Source organism: Massilia sp. UYP11 (assembly GCF_050434805.1).
GTDB lineage: Bacteria > Pseudomonadota > Gammaproteobacteria > Burkholderiales > Burkholderiaceae_D > Telluria.
In genome coordinates this window covers 398,255-416,076 of the sequence record NZ_JBNDJE010000002.1, presented here as the reverse complement: position 1 = coordinate 416,076, position 17,822 = coordinate 398,255, and the positions used below count along the sequence as shown (strand labels likewise).

Annotated in this window: 16 protein-coding genes; 13 read left to right on the top strand and 3 right to left on the bottom strand. The window is 65.0% G+C overall.

Annotated features, from left to right (window positions below; genetic code table 11):
- Positions 1–101 precede the first annotated feature (101 nt).
- Positions 102–1,112 carry an aldo/keto reductase gene (locus tag ABIB38_RS05330; protein ID WP_429202391.1) on the top strand — a complete coding sequence of 337 codons (1,011 nt, stop codon included), beginning with the start codon at positions 102–104 and terminating at the stop codon, positions 1,110–1,112.
- Here the strand turns inward: ABIB38_RS05330 and ABIB38_RS05325 are convergent.
- The 3 genes from ABIB38_RS05325 to map are packed head-to-tail and all read right to left on the bottom strand — an operon-like array spanning position 1,109 to position 5,327.
- Positions 1,109–1,855, bottom strand: a complete 747-nt coding sequence (locus ABIB38_RS05325) for a pseudouridine synthase (protein WP_429202389.1) — start codon at positions 1,853–1,855, stop codon at positions 1,109–1,111. The genes ABIB38_RS05330 and ABIB38_RS05325 overlap by 4 nt on opposite strands.
- Before the next feature lie 34 nt (positions 1,856–1,889).
- Positions 1,890–4,472, bottom strand: a complete 2,583-nt coding sequence (locus tag ABIB38_RS05320; RefSeq protein WP_429202388.1) for a [protein-PII] uridylyltransferase — start codon at positions 4,470–4,472, stop codon at positions 1,890–1,892.
- A 9-nt stretch (positions 4,473–4,481) separates the two neighbouring features.
- Positions 4,482–5,327 carry a type I methionyl aminopeptidase gene (map, locus tag ABIB38_RS05315; RefSeq protein WP_429202386.1) on the bottom strand — a complete coding sequence of 282 codons (846 nt, stop codon included), beginning with the start codon at positions 5,325–5,327 and terminating at the stop codon, positions 4,482–4,484.
- A 285-nt stretch (positions 5,328–5,612) separates the two neighbouring features.
- Here map and rpsB point away from each other — a divergent pair, with 285 nt between their 5' ends.
- From rpsB to fabZ, 12 genes are all read left to right on the top strand, one after another.
- Entirely contained in the window at positions 5,613–6,362 is a 750-nt protein-coding gene (gene rpsB / locus ABIB38_RS05310) for a 30S ribosomal protein S2 (protein ID WP_005667508.1), read from the top strand.
- Between the two features lie 168 nt (positions 6,363–6,530).
- The gene (tsf, locus tag ABIB38_RS05305; protein ID WP_429202384.1) at positions 6,531–7,439 is read left to right on the top strand and encodes a translation elongation factor Ts; all 909 of its coding nucleotides are present in this window, start codon (positions 6,531–6,533) and stop codon (positions 7,437–7,439) included.
- Positions 7,440–7,622: 183 nt separating this feature from the next.
- Entirely contained in the window at positions 7,623–8,339 is a 717-nt protein-coding gene (pyrH, locus tag ABIB38_RS05300; protein ID WP_429202382.1) for a UMP kinase, read from the top strand.
- Between the two features lie 28 nt (positions 8,340–8,367).
- Entirely contained in the window at positions 8,368–8,928 is a 561-nt protein-coding gene (gene frr, locus ABIB38_RS05295) for a ribosome recycling factor (RefSeq protein ID WP_429202380.1), read from the top strand.
- 137 nt (positions 8,929–9,065) lie between these two features.
- On the top strand, positions 9,066–9,815 hold the full coding sequence (gene uppS / locus ABIB38_RS05290) for a polyprenyl diphosphate synthase (protein WP_429202379.1): 750 nt from the start codon (positions 9,066–9,068) through the stop codon (positions 9,813–9,815).
- Positions 9,815–10,645: a phosphatidate cytidylyltransferase gene (locus tag ABIB38_RS05285; RefSeq protein WP_429202377.1), complete on the top strand. Its 831-nt coding sequence runs from the start codon at positions 9,815–9,817 to the stop codon at positions 10,643–10,645. The genes uppS and ABIB38_RS05285 overlap by 1 nt, the downstream gene beginning before the upstream one ends.
- Before the next feature lie 12 nt (positions 10,646–10,657).
- Positions 10,658–11,845 (top strand): 1-deoxy-D-xylulose-5-phosphate reductoisomerase, encoded by a 1,188-nt coding sequence (ispC, locus tag ABIB38_RS05280; RefSeq protein ID WP_429202375.1) that lies wholly within the window; start codon positions 10,658–10,660, stop codon positions 11,843–11,845.
- 16 nt (positions 11,846–11,861) lie between these two features.
- Positions 11,862–13,199 carry an RIP metalloprotease RseP gene (gene rseP / locus ABIB38_RS05275; protein ID WP_429202373.1) on the top strand — a complete coding sequence of 446 codons (1,338 nt, stop codon included), beginning with the start codon at positions 11,862–11,864 and terminating at the stop codon, positions 13,197–13,199.
- 94 nt (positions 13,200–13,293) lie between these two features.
- Positions 13,294–15,630: an outer membrane protein assembly factor BamA gene (gene bamA, locus ABIB38_RS05270; RefSeq protein ID WP_429202371.1), complete on the top strand. Its 2,337-nt coding sequence runs from the start codon at positions 13,294–13,296 to the stop codon at positions 15,628–15,630.
- A gap of 39 nt (positions 15,631–15,669) precedes the next feature.
- On the top strand, positions 15,670–16,230 hold the full coding sequence (locus ABIB38_RS05265; RefSeq protein ID WP_429202369.1) for an OmpH family outer membrane protein: 561 nt from the start codon (positions 15,670–15,672) through the stop codon (positions 16,228–16,230).
- A gap of 37 nt (positions 16,231–16,267) precedes the next feature.
- The gene (gene lpxD, locus ABIB38_RS05260; RefSeq protein WP_429202368.1) at positions 16,268–17,317 is read left to right on the top strand and encodes a UDP-3-O-(3-hydroxymyristoyl)glucosamine N-acyltransferase; all 1,050 of its coding nucleotides are present in this window, start codon (positions 16,268–16,270) and stop codon (positions 17,315–17,317) included.
- On the top strand, positions 17,314–17,811 hold the full coding sequence (gene fabZ / locus ABIB38_RS05255; RefSeq protein ID WP_429202366.1) for a 3-hydroxyacyl-ACP dehydratase FabZ: 498 nt from the start codon (positions 17,314–17,316) through the stop codon (positions 17,809–17,811). Before lpxD ends, fabZ begins: the two co-directional genes overlap by 4 nt.
- The last annotated feature ends 11 nt before the right edge of the window (positions 17,812–17,822 follow it).

The window sequence follows — 17,822 nt, the reverse complement described above, 5'->3', positions numbered from 1 at the left end:
ACGTTTTGCGCCAACTGTTGCGCCGCCGCTGGCGTGCGCCGGCGTCGCCGTGCGGCAGGCAGAATCTGTTCCTTCATGAGTCGTCGCGAAAGGACAGAGCAATGACACAGCGTTACCAACCCATCACGCGCCTGGGCCTGGGCGGCACCGGCCTTGGCGATATGTACCACGAGACCAGCGACGAGGCGGCGCACGATACCGTCGATGCCGCCTGGGATGCCGGCATCCGCTATTTCGACACCGCGCCGCACTACGGCGCCGGCCTGTCCGAGCACCGTTTCGGCCAGGCGCTGCGGCGCCGTCCGCGCAACGAATACACGCTGTCGTCCAAGGTCGGCCGCATCCTGGCGCCGAGCGAGACGCCCGAGATCGCGGCGCCGTTCGTGGGCGGCCTGCCGTTCCGGCGCATCGACGACTACACCGCCGACGGCGCGCGCCGCTCGATCGAGGACAGCCTGCAGCGCATGGCGCTGTCGCACATCGACATCGTCTATGTGCACGACTTGTCGCCGGACCGCTTGAGCCAGGCCGAGTACGAGCACCATTACGCGATCGCGGCCGGCCGCGGCGGCGCCTTCGAAGGGTTGGTCAGGCTGCGCGAGGAGGGCGTGATCAAGGGCTGGGGCATGGGCGTGAACACGATCGACCCGTGCCTGCGCGCGCTGCGCGACTCGGACCCCGACATCTTCCTGCTGGCCGGGCGCTACACGCTGATGGAAACCACGCCGCTGGACGAGCTGTTCCCGCTGTGCGAACAGCGCGGCGCCAGGGTGGTACTGGGCGGGCCGTTCAATTCGGGCTTCCTGGCCGGCGGCCCGAACTACGACTACGCCCCGGCGGATCAAGACAAGATCGCGCGCCGCGAGCGGCTGCGCCAGGTGGCCGCGCGCCATGGCGTCGACCTGCCGGCGGCGGCGCTGCAGTTCGGCCTGGCCCATCCGGTGGTGGCGGCCACCATCCCCGGCGCCAGCAGCGTGGCGCACCTGCAGCGCAATGCGGCCTTGATGAACATCGCCATCGCGCCGGCGTTCTGGGAAGAGCTGAAGGCCGAGGGCCTGCTGGCCAGGGAAGCGCCGCTACCGGACGGCAAGCCGGCGCTGCGAGGCGCTTAGAACTGCTCGTCCGGGGCCAGGTAACGCCACTGGCCTTCGGGCAGGTTGCCCAGCTTGACCTTGCCGATGCGCACGCGCTTGAGGCCCACCACCTTCAGGTCCACCATATCGCACATGCGCCGGATCTGGCGCTTCTTGCCTTCGCGCAGGGTAAAACTGAGCTGGTCCTCGTTCTGCCAGCGCACCTTGGCGGGCAGCAGCGGCTTGCCGTCCATCCACAGGCCGTGATTCAGTTTTTTCAGGTCGCTCTCGGGCAGCTTGCCCGGTTTGGTGTACTGCACCCGCACCAGGTATTCCTTGTCGACGCTGGTGGTCTCGCCGATCAGGTGCTTGGCGACGCGGCCGTCCTGCGACAGCACGAGCAAACCCACCGAATCGATGTCCAGCCGCCCGCACGGCACCAGGCTGCGCAGCTGGGTCGGATGGAACTGCTCCTTCGACGGGTCGTCCGCCCAGCGGTTCTCGGGCTTGATCAGGGCGACGGCCGGCGTGTAGCCGTCTTCGGCCTGGCCGCTGACGTAGCCGACCGGCTTGTTGATCAGGATGGTCACGCGTTTCGATTGCTCGGCCGCGGCCTGGCGCTCGACCGTGATGCGCTGGGTCGGCAGCACCTTGCTGCCCAGTTCCGAGACGACCTTGCCGCCCACCCGCACCCAGCCGCGGGCGATCCATTCATCGGCTTCGCGGCGCGAGCACAGGCCGAGTTCGGACATACGTTTGGAGAGGCGGAGCGGTTCGGTCATCTGGAAAAGCTTTACTGTAAAAAGAGGTGAATCACTAGACCTTCAGTGCATCGAGGAGGTCGGTCTCGAGCTGGAGCTGGGTGCGTGGATTGTTCAGGGCCGCGCCATCGATCAGGAACACGTCCTCGACGCGCTCGCCCAGGGTCATGATCTTGGCCGTGTGCAGGTTCAGCCGGTAGCGCGCCAGCACGCTGGCGATCGCGTACAGCAGGCCCATGCGGTCGTTGGCCGCGATCGACAGCACATGGAACTGGCCGCGCTCGTCCGGCCGCAGTTCGACCGTCGGCGTGATCGGGAAGGTGCGCGCCACCCGCGACAGGCGTCCCCGCACCAGCGGCGGCAGCGGCTCTTGCGACAGCAGTTGCGTGTACAGCTCGTGCTCGATCAGGCTGATGATGTCGCGGTAGCTGCCGGCGAAGTTCTCGTCCGCCACCAGGAAGCTGTCCAGCGCGTAGCCGTGCCGCGTGGTGTGGATCTTGGCGTCCAGGATGCTGAAGTTCTTGCGGTCGAAGTAGCTGCAGATGCGCGCGAACAGGTCGGGCTGGTCCTTGACGTAGACCGCCACCTGCAGGCCTTCGCCGATCGGCGCCAGCCGCGCCTTGACCACGGGGTTGTCGGCGTCGACCTTGTCGATCAGCGCGCGCGTCTGCCAGGCGATGTCGGAGGCGTCGTGGCGCAAGAAGTACGCCACGTCGAGCTGCTTCCACAGCGCGTCGTGGGCGTTGGCGTCCAGGCCGAACAGGCGCAGGGTGGCCAGCGCTTCCTTCTGGCGCATGCGCAGCTCGCGGTCGGCGCTATGCGGCTCGCCGCCCAGCACGCGCAGGGTGACCTTGTACAGGTCTTCCAGCAGCTTGGCCTTCCAGGCGTTCCACACCTTGGGGCTGGTGCCGCGGATGTCGGCCACCGTCAGGAGGTAGAGCGCGGTGAGATGCCGTTCGTCCTTGACCACGGCGGCGAAGGCCTGGATCACGTCGGGGTCGGACAGGTCCTGCTTCTGCGCCACCGTCGACATGGTCAGGTGCTGCTCGACCAGGAACACCACCAGCTCGGTGTCCTCGATCGAGAGGCCGTGGGCGTCGCAGAATTGGCGCGCATCGGTCATGCCGAGCTTGGAATGGTCGCCGCCGCGGCCCTTGGCGATGTCGTGGAACAGGGCCGCCACGTACAGCAGCCAGCGATCGTGGAAGTCGGCGATCAGCTGGCTGCAGAACGGATATTCGTGCGCGTGTTCCGGCATCGTGAAGCGGCGCAGGTTGCGCACCACCATCATGATGTGCTGGTCCACGGTATATACATGGAACAGGTCGTGCTGCATCTGGCCGACGATCTTGCGGAAAGCCGGCAGGTAACGGCCCAGGATGCCGAATTCGTTCATGCGGCGCAGCGCGTGCACCAGGCCGCGTGGCGCCTGCAGCACGCGCAGGAACAATGCCTTGTTGCCTTGGTCGGCGCGGAAGGCATCATCGATCAGCGTGCGCGCGTGCCACAGGGCGCGCGTGGCGCGCGCGCTCAATCCCTTCAGTTCGCGCCGTTCGGTCATCGCCACGAACAGCTCGAGGATGGCGGGTGGATGCCGTTCGAAGGTATCGTCGGCCACTATGTCGATCAGGCTGCCGACCTGGGTGAAGCGGGCGCTGATCGGGAAGGCCACCGCCGGCTGCGGGAACAGCTGCGCTTCGATGTTCTGCAGCAGGATCGTGTTGAGCTGGGTGACGGTCTTGGCGGCCCAGTAGTAGCGCTGCATCAGGAATTCGCTGGCGCGGCGCGCGTCCGGGCCTTCGCCGCTGGCGGTGAGGCCCAGGGTGCCGGCGATCGCGGTCTGGACGTCGAACACCAGCCGGTCTTCGCGCCTTTTCGTATGTAAGTGCAGCCGGATGCGGATGTCCTTGAAGGCGCTTTCCTTTTCCATCAGCTGGCGCGCCTCCATGCGCGTGATCAGGCCGCGCGTGGCGAGCTGGCCGAAGGTGTCGGCAAGACCCGCGGCCTTGGCCACCCACAGGATCACCTGCAGGTCGCGCAGCGCGCCGGGACTTTCCTTGACGTTGGGTTCGAGCGCGAAGGCGGTGTATTCGTACTTGGCGTGGCGCAGCCGCATCTCGGCGGTCTTGGCCTGGAAGAAGGCCTGCGGATCGAGTGCGTCGCGGTAGCGCCGCTGCAGTTCCTCGAACAGCGGCGCGCTGCCGGTGACCAGGCGCGCCTCCAGTAAGCTCGTCTGGACGGTGATGTCGGCGGCGGACTCGATGAGGCACTCGTCCACGGTGCGGATGCTGTGGCCGATCTCCAGGCCCAGGTCCCACAGCAACTGGACCAGGCCTTCCAGGCGCGCCTGGGTGATGGCGTCGGCCGGCTGCCCCAGCAGGATCAACAGGTCGACGTCGGAATAGGGGAACAGTTCGCCGCGCCCGTAGCCGCCCACGCCCACCAGGGCGGTATGCTCCGGCAGGCCGGCGGCCTGCCAGGCGTCGAGCAGGACGCCGTCGACCACCTGGCGCAGGCCGCGCAGGAGCTTCTCGGGCTTGCCGTCTTCGTGGAAGGCCTGAAACACCAGCTGGCGCTCGTTCTTCAGGCGCTGGCGCAGCGTGGCGCGGGCGGAGTCGAGCAGGGCGGCCTGTCCCATGGGCTTCCTTCAGGCCGCGGCCAGGCTCGGGACCGCGCCCGGGCTCAGGAGCGGCAGCACGATGGCGGGCGGCGGCGGGCTGCCGGCCGACATGGTCAGCACCTCGACCCCGGACTCGGTGACCAGCACCGTGTGTTCCCACTGGGCCGACAGGCTGCGGTCGCGGGTCTTGATGGTCCAGCCGTCCGGCATTTCCTTGATGTCGCGGCGGCCGGCGTTGATCATCGGCTCGATGGTGAAGATCATGCCGGGCTTGAGCTCTTCCAGGGTGCCCGGGCGGCCGTAGTGCAGCACCTGCGGCTCTTCGTGGAACACGCGGCCCACACCATGGCCGCAGAATTCGCGCACCACGCTGTAGCCGGCCTTTTCGGCGTGCTGCTGGATCGCATGGCCGATGTCGCCCAGGTGCTTGCCCGGCTTGACGGCGGCGATGCCCAGCCACATGCATTCGAAGGTGATCTCGGACAGGCGGCGCGCCATGATCGACGGCTCGCCGACCAGGAACATGCGACTGTTGTCGCCGTGGTAGCCATCCTTGGTGATCGGCGTGATGTCGATGTTGAGCGCATCGCCCGATTTCAGCACGCGCTCGCCCGGGATGCCGTGGCAGATCACGTCGTTGAGCGAGGTGCAGATCGAACCGGGGAAGGGCGGGTAGCCCGGCGGGGCATAGTTCAGGGTCGCCGGGGTCGTGCCCTGGACGTTGACCATGTAGTCGTACGCCAGCCGGTCGAGTTCGCCGGTGGTGACGCCGGGCTTCACGAACGGAGTGATATAGTCGAGCACTTCCGAGCCGAGGCGGCAGGCAATGCGCATGCCTTCGATTTCGTCAAGAGTTTTGGGAGTGGAGGCCATAGGGAATTCGTATCCTGCGGTAGTCGATGCGATAAGTCTGTGCAATAAGGGTCCATTATAGAGGAAACATTCCTTCCTCAGGGCTGCCCCCGCCGCCAGCGCCACGTCATGCTTGAACAAAACGGCAAATCCCGCTAGAATCTCGGGTTGCTCGGATTCGCATCGAGCAATGTTGTAAAAAGTAGCTTTAATTTTATTGAAATCTTATTGAAATCGCGAATGTGGCCCTAAAAGGGTGCCTGACTGGTGACTGGCCACATTCAAGACCCAACCCTGGAGAATCACATGTCCGTTACTATGCGCGAAATGCTGGAAGCCGGTATTCACTTCGGCCACCAGACCCGTTTCTGGAACCCAAAGATGGCGCCGTTCATCTTCGGTCATCGCAACAAGATCCACATCATCAACCTGGAAAAAACCATGGCGATGTACCAGGATGCGATGAAGACCATCAAGCAGATCTCGGCCAACCGCGGCACCATCCTGATGGTCGGCACCAAGCGCCAGGCGCGCGACATCATCGCCGCTGAAGCGCAGCGCGCCGGCGTGCCTTACGTCGACCAGCGCTGGCTGGGCGGCATGCTGACCAACTTCAAGACCATCAAGACCTCGATCAAGCGCCTGAAAGACATGGAAGCGCAAGTCGAAGACGGTTCGGTCGAGAAGATGTCGAAGAAAGAAGCGCTGCTGTTCTCGCGCGAAATGGAAAAGCTGCAAAAGTCGATCGGCGGCATCAAGGACCTGGGCGGCGTGCCTGACGCGATCTTCGTCGTCGACGTCGGCTACCACAAGGGCACCATCACCGAAGCCGGCAAGCTGGGCATCCCGGTCATCGGCATCGTCGACACCAACCATTCGCCAGAAGGCGTGACCCACGTCATCCCGGGCAACGACGACTCGTCGAAAGCGATCACCCTGTACGCACGCGGCGTTGCCGATGCGATCCTGGAAGGCCGCGCCAACGCCACCAACGAAGTCGTTGAAATGGTCAAGGCTGGCGGCGACGACTTCGTCGAAGTTTCCGAGCAGGCATAAGTGACGGCGGGTCGGAGCCTCTCCCGGTAGGTGGGGGGAAGCTCTCAGCGCTCGCTGACACATCGAAGGGGGCGCCGCATGCACGAGCCCCCCTTTTTTTAAGCTGAATACTGTGGGGCGTTGTCATAACGACCTGCAACCCCGGATAAAATATTTAGGAGAATCAACATGGCAGCGATTACTGCAGCGATGGTAGGCGAACTGCGCGCGAAGACCGACGCGCCGATGATGGAATGCAAGAAAGCACTGACCGAAGCCGAAGGCGACATGGGTCGTGCTGAAGAGATCCTGCGCGTCAAGCTGGGCGGCAAGGCATCGAAGGCATCGGCACGCATCACCGCCGAAGGCGTCGTGGCAACCTACATCTCCGGCAACGTCGGCGCGCTGGTCGAAGTCAACAGCGAAACCGACTTCGTCGCCAAGAACGAAGAATTCCTGGCCATGGTCAACCTGGCCGCCAAATTGGTCGCCGAGAACAACCCGGCCGATGTCGCCGCCCTCGCGGCACTGCCGCACGACGGCAAGACCTTCGACGACGTGCGTACCGGCCTGATCGGCAAGATCGGCGAGAACATGACCGTGCGTCGCTTCCAGCGTTTCGAAACCACCGGCAAGCTGGCGTCGTACCTGCACGGCACCCGCATCGGCGTCATCGTCGACTTCGACGGCGCGGACGAGCAAGTCGGCAAGGACCTGGCCATGCACATCGCTGCCATGAAGCCAGTTGCTCTGTCGTCGGAGCAAGTGCCAGCTGAAATGATCGAGAAAGAGCGTTCGGTCGCCGAACTGAAGGCCAAGGAAGACGCCGAGAAGGCCGTCGCCGAAGGCAAGCAGCCGCAATCGGACGAGATCGTCGCCAAGCGTATCGACGGCTCGGTGCAGAAGTACCTGAAAGAAGTGTCGCTGCTGAACCAGGCATTCGTGAAGAACGACAAGCAGTCGATCGAGCAATACCTGAAAGCATCGAACACCACCGTCAAGGCGTTCACCATGTACGTGGTCGGCGAGGGCATCGAGAAGAAGGTCGACGACTTCGCAGCAGAAGTTGCAGCCCAGATGGCTGCAAACAAGCAGTAATCAACTAGAACGGGCCGCAAGGCCCGTTTTTGCAGGATGGGCCGGGGCGCCCCTCCGGTCCACCCTGCATCGCGCTCCTGACGAGGCGTACGCCGTACAATCCATCAATCGCAGGACTGATGAGGCCCACCGACGAGGTGCTGGCCAGACACGAATTCGAAACATTAATTAGGAGCCGCTTCCATGACAAAACCAGCCTACCAACGAGTCCTTCTGAAACTGTCTGGCGAAGCGCTGATGGGCGACGACCCGTTCGGCATCAACCGCGCCACCATCGAGCGCATGGTGGCCGACGTGGCGGAAGTGGCGAAGCTGGGCGTGCAGGTGGCGGTCGTGATTGGCGGTGGCAACATCTTCCGCGGCGTCGCCCCTGGCGCCCAGGGCATGGACCGCGCCACCGCCGACTACATGGGCATGCTGGCCACCGTCATGAACGCGCTGGCCCTGGCCGACGCCATGCGCCACGTGGGCATCACCGCCCGCGTCATGTCGGCGATCGCCATCGAGCAGGTGGTCGAGCCTTACGTGCGTCCGAAAGCCCTGCAATACCTGGAAGAGGGCAAGGTCGTCGTGTTCGCCGCCGGCACCGGCAACCCGTTCTTCACCACCGACACGGCCGCCGCGCTGCGCGGCGCCGAGATCTCGGCCGAGATCGTCCTGAAGGCCACCAAGGTCGATGGCGTCTACAGCGCCGACCCCAAGAAAGACCCGAATGCGACCCGCTACGAGAACATTACGTTCGACGAAGCCATCGCCAAGCACCTGCAGGTGATGGACGCCACCGCCTTCGCGCTGTGCCGCGACCAGAAACTGCCGATCAAGGTGTTCTCCATCGTCAAGCCCGGCGCGCTCACCCGCGTGATCATGGGCGAAGACGAAGGTACACTGGTACACGTTTAAAATATTACTGAACAACAAGGAGAGCAGCATGTCCCTGGCTGACGTCAAAAAGAACGCGCAAGAGCGCATGGCCAAGTCCATCGAGACCCTGAAGGCCGACCTGGCCAAGGTCCGTACCGGCCGCGCCCACACCGGCATCCTCGACCACGTGATGGTCGAATACTACGGCACCCCGACCGCGCTGCCGATGGTCGCCAACCTGACCCTGGTCGACGCCCGCACCATCGGCGTCCAGCCGTTCGAAAAGAAAATGGCGAGCACCATCGAGAAAGCCATCCGCGACGCCGACCTGGGCCTGAACCCGTCGGCGCAGGGCGACATGATCCGTGTGCCGACCCCGCCGCTGACCGAAGAGCGCCGCAAGGAAATGGTCAAGCTGACCAAGTCGGAAGGCGAGGATGCCAAGATTGCCGTGCGCAATATTCGCCGCGACGCGAACGAAGCGCTGAAGAAAATGGTCAAGGACAAGACCGCGTCGGAAGACGACGAGCGCCGCGCCTCGGACGAGATCCAGAAGCTGACCGACAAGGCCGTGGCCGACATCGACAAGCTGCTGACCGAGAAAGAGAAGGAAATCCTGACGGTGTAAGGTCGGGCTCGACGGCTTTCTCGCGGACCGGCCCCGGCAACTTGCCGCGGCCGGTCCGCCTACCTTATGATTGTCCAATTCTGATTGGCTATTTGCGCACCGCGCATGCACCTGGGCGCAGCCCCGCTGGATACAAGATGTTCAAAAGTTCGACCACCGCCGTTCCCGACACGATCGCCGTGCCGCGCCACATCGCCATCATCATGGATGGCAATGGCCGTTGGGCCACCAAACGCCTGCTGCCGCGCGTCGCCGGCCACGTCAAGGGCGTGGAAGCCGTGCGCGGCATCGTCGAGGCCTGCGTGCTGCGCGGGGTCGAATACCTGACCCTGTTCGCCTTCTCGTCCGAGAACTGGCGCCGTCCGGCCGATGAGGTCTCGCTGCTGATGCGCCTGTTCGTGACGGCGCTCGAGCGCGAAGTCGCGAAGATGCACGCCAATCAAATCCGCCTGAAAGTCGTGGGCGACCTGAGCCGCTTCGATCCCAAGCTGCAAGAGATGATCGCCAATGCCGAGCGCCGAACCGCCGGCAATGCCCGCCTCACCGTCACCGTGTGCGCCAACTATGGCGGCCGCTGGGATATCATGCAGGCAACGGGGAAGATGGTGCAGGCCAACCCCGGCGTAACCGAATTTACGGAGGAAATGCTGGCTCCCCACCTGGCGATGGCGTATGCGCCCGAACCCGACCTGTTCATCCGGACCGGCGGCGAGGAACGCATCTCGAATTTCCTGCTGTGGCAGCTGGCGTATTCCGAACTGTATTTCACGAGCACCTTCTGGCCCGATTTCACGCCCGAGGCGCTGGACGAGGCGATCTCCTCGTTCCAGAGGCGCGAACGGCGCTTCGGCCAGACCAGCGCGCAAGTCGCGAAAAAGACCAACTGATGCTCAAGACCCGGATCCTCACCGCGCTCGTCCTGCTGGCAGTCCTGCTGCCGGTGCTGTATTCCAGCAACCCCACGGCGTTCGCGGTGGTCGCCTCGCTCTTCTTCGGGGCGGCGATCTGGGAGTGTTTCCGCCTGTTCAACCCGGGCGCGAAGAGCGCGGTCGCCATCGCCGTGGCCTGGACCCTCGCCTTCGCCTACGCCTTCTTCATGCGCGCGCAGGGCGACCCGACCTTCTGGTTCGCGATCGGCGCGCTGCTATGGGCATTGCGATTCGCGCCCACGCTCAAGCTCGGCCTGCCGCCCCTGGCCACCACGCCGAACACGCTGCTGAGCCTGCTGTACGCGATCGCGCTGGTGGCGTGCTTCGCCGCCATCGTCATGCTGTTCCAGTATTCGGCGCTGTTCCTGCTGTCGGTGCTCGTCATCGTCTGGTCGGCCGACATCTTCGCCTATGTGTGCGGCAAGACCTTCGGCAAGACCAAGCTCGCGCCGTCGATCTCGCCCGGCAAGTCGTGGGAAGGCGCCATCGGCGGCGGCATCGTGACGTTGCTGCTGGCATCCATCACCGTCCTGTTCGGCGGTGAGCTGCTCGCCAACACCTTCGCGGTGCGCGTGCAGGCCAGCTTCGGCTGGGCCGGCATGCTGGCCGTCATCGCCCTCATTGTCGTCGCCAGCGTGGTCGGCGACCTGTTCGAATCCCAGCTCAAGCGCCGCGCCGGCATGAAGGACAGCAGCAATCTGCTGCCCGGCCACGGCGGCGTGCTGGACCGGATCGACGCACTCGTGCCGGTCCTGCCGCTGGCGGCCCTGATCGCCACCCGGCTCTAGAAGGAAGTTCCCATGCAAGGCATTACCATCCTGGGTGCCACCGGTTCGATCGGCGCCTCGACCCTCGACGTGGTGGCGCGCCATCCCGACCGCTACCGCGTCCACGCCCTCAGCGCCCATTCGCGGGTGGAAGAACTGGCCGCCGCCTGCCGCCAGTTCCGCCCGCAGCGCGCCGTGGTCGGCAGCGCTAATGCCGCCGCGCAACTCGCGGCGCTGATCGCCGACCTGCCGACCAGCGTCGAATACGGCGAGGAGGCGTTGTGCGACATCGCGTCAAGCCCGGACACCGACATCGTGATGGCCGCCATCGTCGGCGCCGCGGGCCTCGCGCCGACGCTCGCCGCGGCGCGCGCCGGCAAGAAGATCCTGCTGGCCAACAAGGAAGCGCTGGTGATGTCCGGCCAGCTGTTCATGGACGCCGTGCGCGAGCACAAGGCGACCCTGCTGCCGGTCGACAGCGAGCACAATGCGATCTTCCAGGCGCTGCCGGCCTCGTATGGGCGCGCGCCCGACGGCTGCGGCGTGGCCAAGATCCTGCTGACCGCCTCCGGCGGCCCGTTCCTGAACCGCGCCGTCGACACGCTGGGCAGCGTGACCCCCGACGAAGCCTGCAAGCACCCGAACTGGGTCATGGGCCGCAAGATCTCGGTCGACTCGGCCACCATGATGAACAAGGGCCTGGAAGTGATCGAGGCCCACTGGCTGTTCGGCGCGCCGGCCGACCGGATCGAAGTCGTGATCCATCCGCAAAGCGTGATCCACTCGATGGTGTCCTACGTCGACGGCTCGGTGCTGGCCCAGCTGGGCAACCCCGATATGCGCACCCCGATCGCCAATGTGCTGGCCTACCCGGACCGGATCGATTCGGGCGTGGCCCAGCTCGACTTGACGCAAATGGCCGCGCTGCAGTTCTTCGCGCCCGACTTCGAGCGCTTCCCCTGCCTGGCGCTCGCGTTTGACGCGTTACGCGCGGGCGGCACCGCGCCGGCCCTGCTGAACGCGGCCAACGAGGTGGCGGTGCAAGCCTTCCTCGAGCGCCGCATCGGTTTTCGCGACATCGACCGCGTGATTCGCCACGCGCTCGACGTCGTGCCGCACGGCCCGGCCCCGTCGATCGAGGCGGTGCTGGCCCAGGACGCGCGCGCGCGCGCGGCCGCGAACGACGCCGTCTCGAACCTCGCGCCAGGCTTGCCGCGCTGACTTCCCGGAATCCGCCATGACCATGCTTTACACCGTGCTGGCCTTTGTGCTGGCGCTCGGTCCCCTGATCGTGATCCACGAGCTGGGCCACTACCTGGTTGCGCGCGCCTGCGGCGTCAAGGTGCTGCGTTTCTCGGTCGGCATGGGCCGCGTGGTCTGGTCGCGCCGCTTCGGCAAGGACCAGACCGAATGGGCGCTGTCGGCATTGCCGCTGGGCGGCTACGTCAAGATGCTCGATGCGCGCGACCCCGAGACGGCGCCGGTGGACGATTCCGATCTGGCTCGCGAGTTCACGCGCCAGAACGTCTGGAAGCGCATCGCCATCGTGGCCGCCGGCCCGCTGGCCAACTTCCTGCTGGCGATCGGCCTGATGGCCGCGCTGTACATGCATGGCGTGGACGAACCGTCGGCGCGCCTGCGCGAGGCGCCGGCGGCGTCCGAGGCGGCCAAGGCCGGCGTGCGCGGCGGCGATACCGTCGTCGCCGCGAACGGCAATCCGGTGCGCTCATGGTCCGAACTGCGCTGGCAGGTCGTGCATGCGGCGGTCGACAAATCCGACCTGCGCCTGGAACTGCGCGGCGCCCACGGCGGGGTCTATGCCGCCACGCTCCCGGCGGCGGTGGTCGGCCGGCTCGACGTCGACACCGACGTGATGGCCGAACTGGGCCTGGACCTGTGGCGTCCGCAGCCGCGCATCGACAAGGTGCTGCCGGATGGGGCAGGGCAGCGCGCCGGCCTGCGCGAGGGCGACCTGGTGCTGCGCATGGATGGCCAGCCGGTGGTCGACGGCATCGCCTTCATCGAGGCGGTGCGCTCGGCGCCCGGCAAGCCGCTGGCGCTCGAGGTCGAGCGCGACGGCCGGGTCGTGGCCCTGTCGCTGGCGCCGGAGGCGGACCCGAATGGCCGCGGCGTGATCAAGGCCATGGTGGCCCAGGCCCCGCAGATGGTGACCGTGACGTCCGGCCCGTTCGAGGCGATTGCGCGCGGGGCCGAGCGCACCTGGGACACCAGCGTGATGACCCTCAAGATGATCTGGAAGATGATTACCGGGGAAGCATCATGGAAGAATGTGACCGGTCCGATTACCATTGCCGACTATGCCGGGCAGACTGCAAGAATAGGTCTCGTAAGCTATTTACAGTTCATCGCCTTTATTAGTATCAGCTTAGGAGTAATGAATTTGTTACCAATTCCAGTTCTGGATGGTGGCCATTTACTGTATTATTCGCTGGAAGTTTTGACCGGGCGTCCCCTTCCTGCGCGCGTCGGCGAGTTCGCGCAGCGCGCCGGGGTCGGCCTGCTGTTCATGCTGATGGCGCTCGCCGTCTTCAATGACCTGGTGCGGCTGCTCTAGCGGCCCGCATTCGCTCCCGGAACCTGGCGCGGAAATGCCCGGCGCAGAATAATATGCAATCGTTGTCCAAATGACTGACCCTTTGATCCAGCCAATGAAATCACAACCAGATCGTTTTGCCCTGCCGTTCATTCGTCGCAGCTTGATCGGCGCGGCCGTGCTGGCCATGTGCGCCGGACATGCGCTGGCCGTCAACCCGTTCGTCGTCAAGGATATCCGGGTCGAAGGCATCCAGCGAACGGAAGCAGGCACCGTGTTCAGCTATCTGCCGGTGCGCGTGGGCGAAACCTTCGACGACGCCAAGGCGTCGAGTGCGATCAAGGCGCTGTACGCCACCGGCTTCTTCAAGGACATCCGCCTGGAGGAAGAAAACGGCGTGCTGGTGGTGCTGGTCGAGGAACGCCCGGCGATTTCGTCGGTCGACTTCACCGGGACCAAGGAATTCGAAAAGGACATGCTGGTCAAGGCGCTGGCCGAGATCGGCGTGGCCCAGACCCGCATCTTCGACAAGGCCTCCGTCGACCGCGCCGAGCAGGAGCTCAAGCGCCAGTACCTGTCGCATGGCCTGTACGGCGTGAAGATCACTACCACCGTGACCCCGATCGAGCGCAACCGCGTGACGATCATGTTCAACGTCGACGAGGGCGATGTCGCCAAGATCAAGGGCATCAACATCGTCGGCAACAAGGCCTTCAGCGACAAGCAGCTGCGCCAGTTGCTCGAACTGCGCCCGTCGGGCTGGTTCACCTGGTACTCGAAGGCCGACCAGTATTCGAAGCAGAAGCTGACCGGTGACCTGGAGACCATCAAGTCCTGGTACCTGAACCACGGCTACCTCGAAGCCAACGTCGAATCGACCCAGGTCTCGATCACCCCGGACAAGCGCGACATCTACCTGACCCTCAACATCACCGAGGGCGAGCAGTACACCGTCTCGAGCGTCAAGCTCGAGGGCGAGATGTTCGGCCGCGAGGATGAGCTCAAGGAACTGATCGTGCTCCAGCCGGGCAAGACCTATGTCGGCGACCTGCAGGAGGCGACCAACAAGCTGATCGCCGACCGCCTGGGCACCTTCGGCTACGCCTTCGCCAACGTGACGGCCAATCCGGAACTGAATCGCGAGAAACGCGAAGTCGCGTTCACCTTCTTCGTCGATCCGGGCAAGCGCGCCTACGTGCGCCACATGAACATCTCGGGCAACACGGTCACCCGCGACGAAGTGATCCGCCGCGAATTCCGCCAGTTCGAAAGCTCGTGGTACGACGCCAACCGCGTCAAGCTGTCGCGCGACCGCGTCGACCGCCTCGGCTACTTCAAGGACGTGAAGGTCGAAACGCCGGAGTCGCCTGGCACCTCGGACCAGGTGGACGTGAACATCGCGGTCGAAGAAAAACCGACCGGCAACTTCATGATCGGCGGCGCCTTCTCGCAGTCCGAGAAGTTCACCTTCACCGCGTCGATCTCGCAGGCCAACTTCGCCGGCAGCGGCAACACGGTCGGCATCGAACTGAACACCAGCAAGTACAACCGCACGATCGCGTTCTCGCAGACCAATCCGTACTTCACGGACGACGGCATTTCGCGCGCGTTCTCGCTGTACCTGCGCACCTCGCGCCCGCCGGCGCTGAACATCGGTTCGTATACCGTGCGCCAGATGGGCGGCAACCTGACCTTCGGCGTGCCGTTCTCCGAATCCGACACCGTCTACTTCGGCGCCGGCCTGGAACGCACCGAACTGGAAACCGACCAGACCTCGCCGACGATCTACCAGACCTTCGTGCGCCAGAACGGCGGCCCGGAGAGCGGCATCGGCAAGGCCACCACGAATGCGATCCCGCTGACCGCGGCCTGGGGGCGCGACACCCGCGACAGCGCGGTGACCCCGACCCGCGGCCGCTTCCAGCGCGCCAACTTCGAGATCGACGCCATCGGCGACGCCAAGTACTACCGGATGGTGTACGAGCACCAGTGGTGGAAGCCGGTCACGCGGTGGATGACGCTCGCCCTGCGCGGCGAACTCGATTACGGCAAGGGCATCGGCGGCAGCGCCTACCCGGTGTTCAAGAACTTCTACGCGGGCGGCATCGGTTCGGTGCGCGGCTACGAGAGCTCGTCGCTGGGCGTGGTCGATCCGCGCTACTACGACGCGATCGGCGGCTCCAAGCGCATCATCGCCAACGCCGAGCTGCAGTTCCCGTTCCCGGGCAGCGGCACCGACCGCAGCCTGCGCTGGTTCACCTTCGTCGACGGCGGCCAGGTATTCCAGGAAGACGCGAAGATCCGTTTCGACGAATTCCGCTACTCGGCCGGTATCGGCCTGTCCTGGATTTCCCCGGTCGGTCCGCTCAAGTTGAGTTATGCTAAGCCGCTCAATTCGCTGCCGGGCGACCGCCTGGAACGCTTCCAGTTCCAGATGGGCACCGGCTTCTAAGCGGACGACGGCGACCTGAAGAACGATTGCGAGAGACTTATGTTGAAAAATCTGATTGACTCGCCGCCTGGTGGACGCAAGTCCACGGTTCGACCCGCGCTTGGGGCCTCGCTGCTGCTGGCCGCCGTCTTCGGCGTGTCCATTGCCCCGCTGGCCCAGGCGCAGGCGACCAACAGCCGCATCGGCTTTGTCTACACCGAGCGCCTGATGACCGATTCCAAGATGGCCAAGGCGGCCGACGCCAAACTGACCGCCGAGTTCTCGAAGCGCCAGAAGGCGGTCGAGGAGATGGTCGGCAAGTACAAGCAGACGTCCGAGAAGTTCGACGCCGAGGCGGCCGGCCTGAATGAGCTGGACCGCACGCGCCGCGCGCGCGAGCTGTACAACATGCAGAAGGACGTCGAGCGCATGCAGCGCGAGTTCCAGGAAGACCTGCAGCAGCGCAAGAACGAAGAGCGCGCCGCGATCGCGCAAAAGGCCTATAAGCTGGTCGAGCAGGTCGCGGAACAGGAAAAGCTCGACGCCGTGCTGGTCGAGGCGGCGTGGGTGAGCCCGCGCGTGGACATCACCGACAAGATCCTGAAGCTGCTCGACAAGTAAAGCGGTACCGATTTTGACTTACACTGGAAAGACCGAGATGGGCATTCGACTGGGCGATTTGGTCGAGCGCTTCGGCGGACAACTGGTGGGCGACGCGGACCTCGAGGTCCAGGCGATCGCCCCCCTGGACAGCGCCGGCGCTTCGCACATCAGCTTCCTCAGCAACAGCAAGCTGCGCGCACTGGCCGCGCAAAGCCAGGCGGCGGCACTGATCCTGTCGCCGCTGGACGATCCGACGGTGGCCGCGACCTATGCAGGCGCGCGCATCGTCATCACCAACCCTTACGCCTACTTCGCCCGCGTGGCGCAGTATTTCGCATCGCTCACCGAGCAGGCGCCGGCGCCCGGCATCCATCCGAGCGCCGTGGTCGACCCCGGCGCCACGGTCGATCCGACCGCCCACGTCGGGCCGCACGTGACGATCGAGGCGGGAGCCGTTGTCAAGGCCCACGCCGTGATCGATTCAGGCTGCTTCATCGGGCGCGAGGCGGAAATCGGCGAGCACACGCACCTGTTCGCGAACGTGACGTTCCATGCGCGCTGCCGCATCGGCCAGCGCGGCATCCTGCATTCGGGCGCGGTGATCGGCACCGACGGCTTCGGCTTTGCCGTCGAAGCCGGCGCCTATATCAAGATCCCGCAGACCGGCCGCGTGCTGATCGGCGACGACGTCGACATCGGCGCCAACACCACGATCGACCGCGGCGCGCTGGACGACACCGTGATCGAAGACGGCGTCAAGCTCGACAACCAGATCCAGATCGGGCACAACTGCCGCATCGGCGCGCACACCGCGATGGCCGGCTGCGTCGGCGTGGCCGGCAGCGCCAGGATCGGCAGCCACTGCACCTTCGGCGGCGCCGCCATGGTGCTGGGCCACCTGGAAATCGCCGACAACGTCCATATTTCCTCGGGCAGCATGGTGTCGCGCTCGGTCCTCGAGCCGGGCCAGTACACGGGCTTCTACCCGCTGGCCAAGAACGCCGAATGGGAACGCAGCGCGGCGATCGTGCGCAACCTCGATTCGATGCGCGCCAAGATCCGGAACCTCGAGAAAACCATCAGAAACCTGACAGAACAAAAATGACCTCTCCAGAACTCAAGACCCTCGACATCACCCAGATCAAGGAATACCTGCCGCACCGCTATCCGCTGCTGCTGGTCGACCGCGTGCTGGACGTCGAGCTGGGCAAGCGCATCGTCGCGATCAAGAACGTCACCGTCAACGAAGAGTTCTTCAACGGTCACTTCCCGCACAAGCCGGTGATGCCGGGCGTCCTGATGATCGAAGCGATGGCGCAGACCGCGGCCATCCTGTCGTTCATGACGATGAACGTCAAGCCGGACGAGAATTCGGTGGTGTATTTCGTCGGCATCGACAACGCCCGCTTCAAGCGTCCGGTCGAGCCGGGCGACCAGCTGCGCATGGAAATCGAGATCCTGCGCGTCGCGCGCGGCATCTGGAAGTACAAGGCGGTGGCGACCGTCGACGGCAAGGTGGCGGTCGAGGGTGAGCTGATGTGCACCATCCGCGGCGCCGCCGAGGCCACGATGAAAGGCCCCGAAGCCGCGGCGCAGTAAAGGAGAGCCAG

What these genes read in the sequence shown, in the direction of transcription:
- rpsB (WP_005667508.1), top strand. Translation starts at nt 5,613, where the DNA reads ATGTCCGTTACTATGCGCGAAATGCTGGAAGCCGGTATTCACTTCGGC.
- rseP (WP_429202373.1), top strand. Translation starts at nt 11,862, where the DNA reads ATGACCATGCTTTACACCGTGCTGGCCTTTGTGCTGGCGCTCGGTCCC.
- lpxD (WP_429202368.1), top strand. Translation starts at nt 16,268, where the DNA reads ATGGGCATTCGACTGGGCGATTTGGTCGAGCGCTTCGGCGGACAACTG.
- ABIB38_RS05330 (WP_429202391.1), top strand. Translation starts at nt 102, where the DNA reads ATGACACAGCGTTACCAACCCATCACGCGCCTGGGCCTGGGCGGCACC.
- ABIB38_RS05265 (WP_429202369.1), top strand. Translation starts at nt 15,670, where the DNA reads ATGTTGAAAAATCTGATTGACTCGCCGCCTGGTGGACGCAAGTCCACG.
- fabZ (WP_429202366.1), top strand. Translation starts at nt 17,314, where the DNA reads ATGACCTCTCCAGAACTCAAGACCCTCGACATCACCCAGATCAAGGAA.
- ABIB38_RS05325 (WP_429202389.1), bottom strand. Translation starts at nt 1,855, where the DNA reads ATGACCGAACCGCTCCGCCTCTCCAAACGTATGTCCGAACTCGGCCTG.
- ABIB38_RS05285 (WP_429202377.1), top strand. Translation starts at nt 9,815, where the DNA reads ATGCTCAAGACCCGGATCCTCACCGCGCTCGTCCTGCTGGCAGTCCTG.
- uppS (WP_429202379.1), top strand. Translation starts at nt 9,066, where the DNA reads ATGTTCAAAAGTTCGACCACCGCCGTTCCCGACACGATCGCCGTGCCG.
- ispC (WP_429202375.1), top strand. Translation starts at nt 10,658, where the DNA reads ATGCAAGGCATTACCATCCTGGGTGCCACCGGTTCGATCGGCGCCTCG.
- pyrH (WP_429202382.1), top strand. Translation starts at nt 7,623, where the DNA reads ATGACAAAACCAGCCTACCAACGAGTCCTTCTGAAACTGTCTGGCGAA.
- bamA (WP_429202371.1), top strand. Translation starts at nt 13,294, where the DNA reads ATGAAATCACAACCAGATCGTTTTGCCCTGCCGTTCATTCGTCGCAGC.
- tsf (WP_429202384.1), top strand. Translation starts at nt 6,531, where the DNA reads ATGGCAGCGATTACTGCAGCGATGGTAGGCGAACTGCGCGCGAAGACC.
- ABIB38_RS05320 (WP_429202388.1), bottom strand. Translation starts at nt 4,472, where the DNA reads ATGGGACAGGCCGCCCTGCTCGACTCCGCCCGCGCCACGCTGCGCCAG.
- frr (WP_429202380.1), top strand. Translation starts at nt 8,368, where the DNA reads ATGTCCCTGGCTGACGTCAAAAAGAACGCGCAAGAGCGCATGGCCAAG.
- map (WP_429202386.1), bottom strand. Translation starts at nt 5,327, where the DNA reads ATGGCCTCCACTCCCAAAACTCTTGACGAAATCGAAGGCATGCGCATT.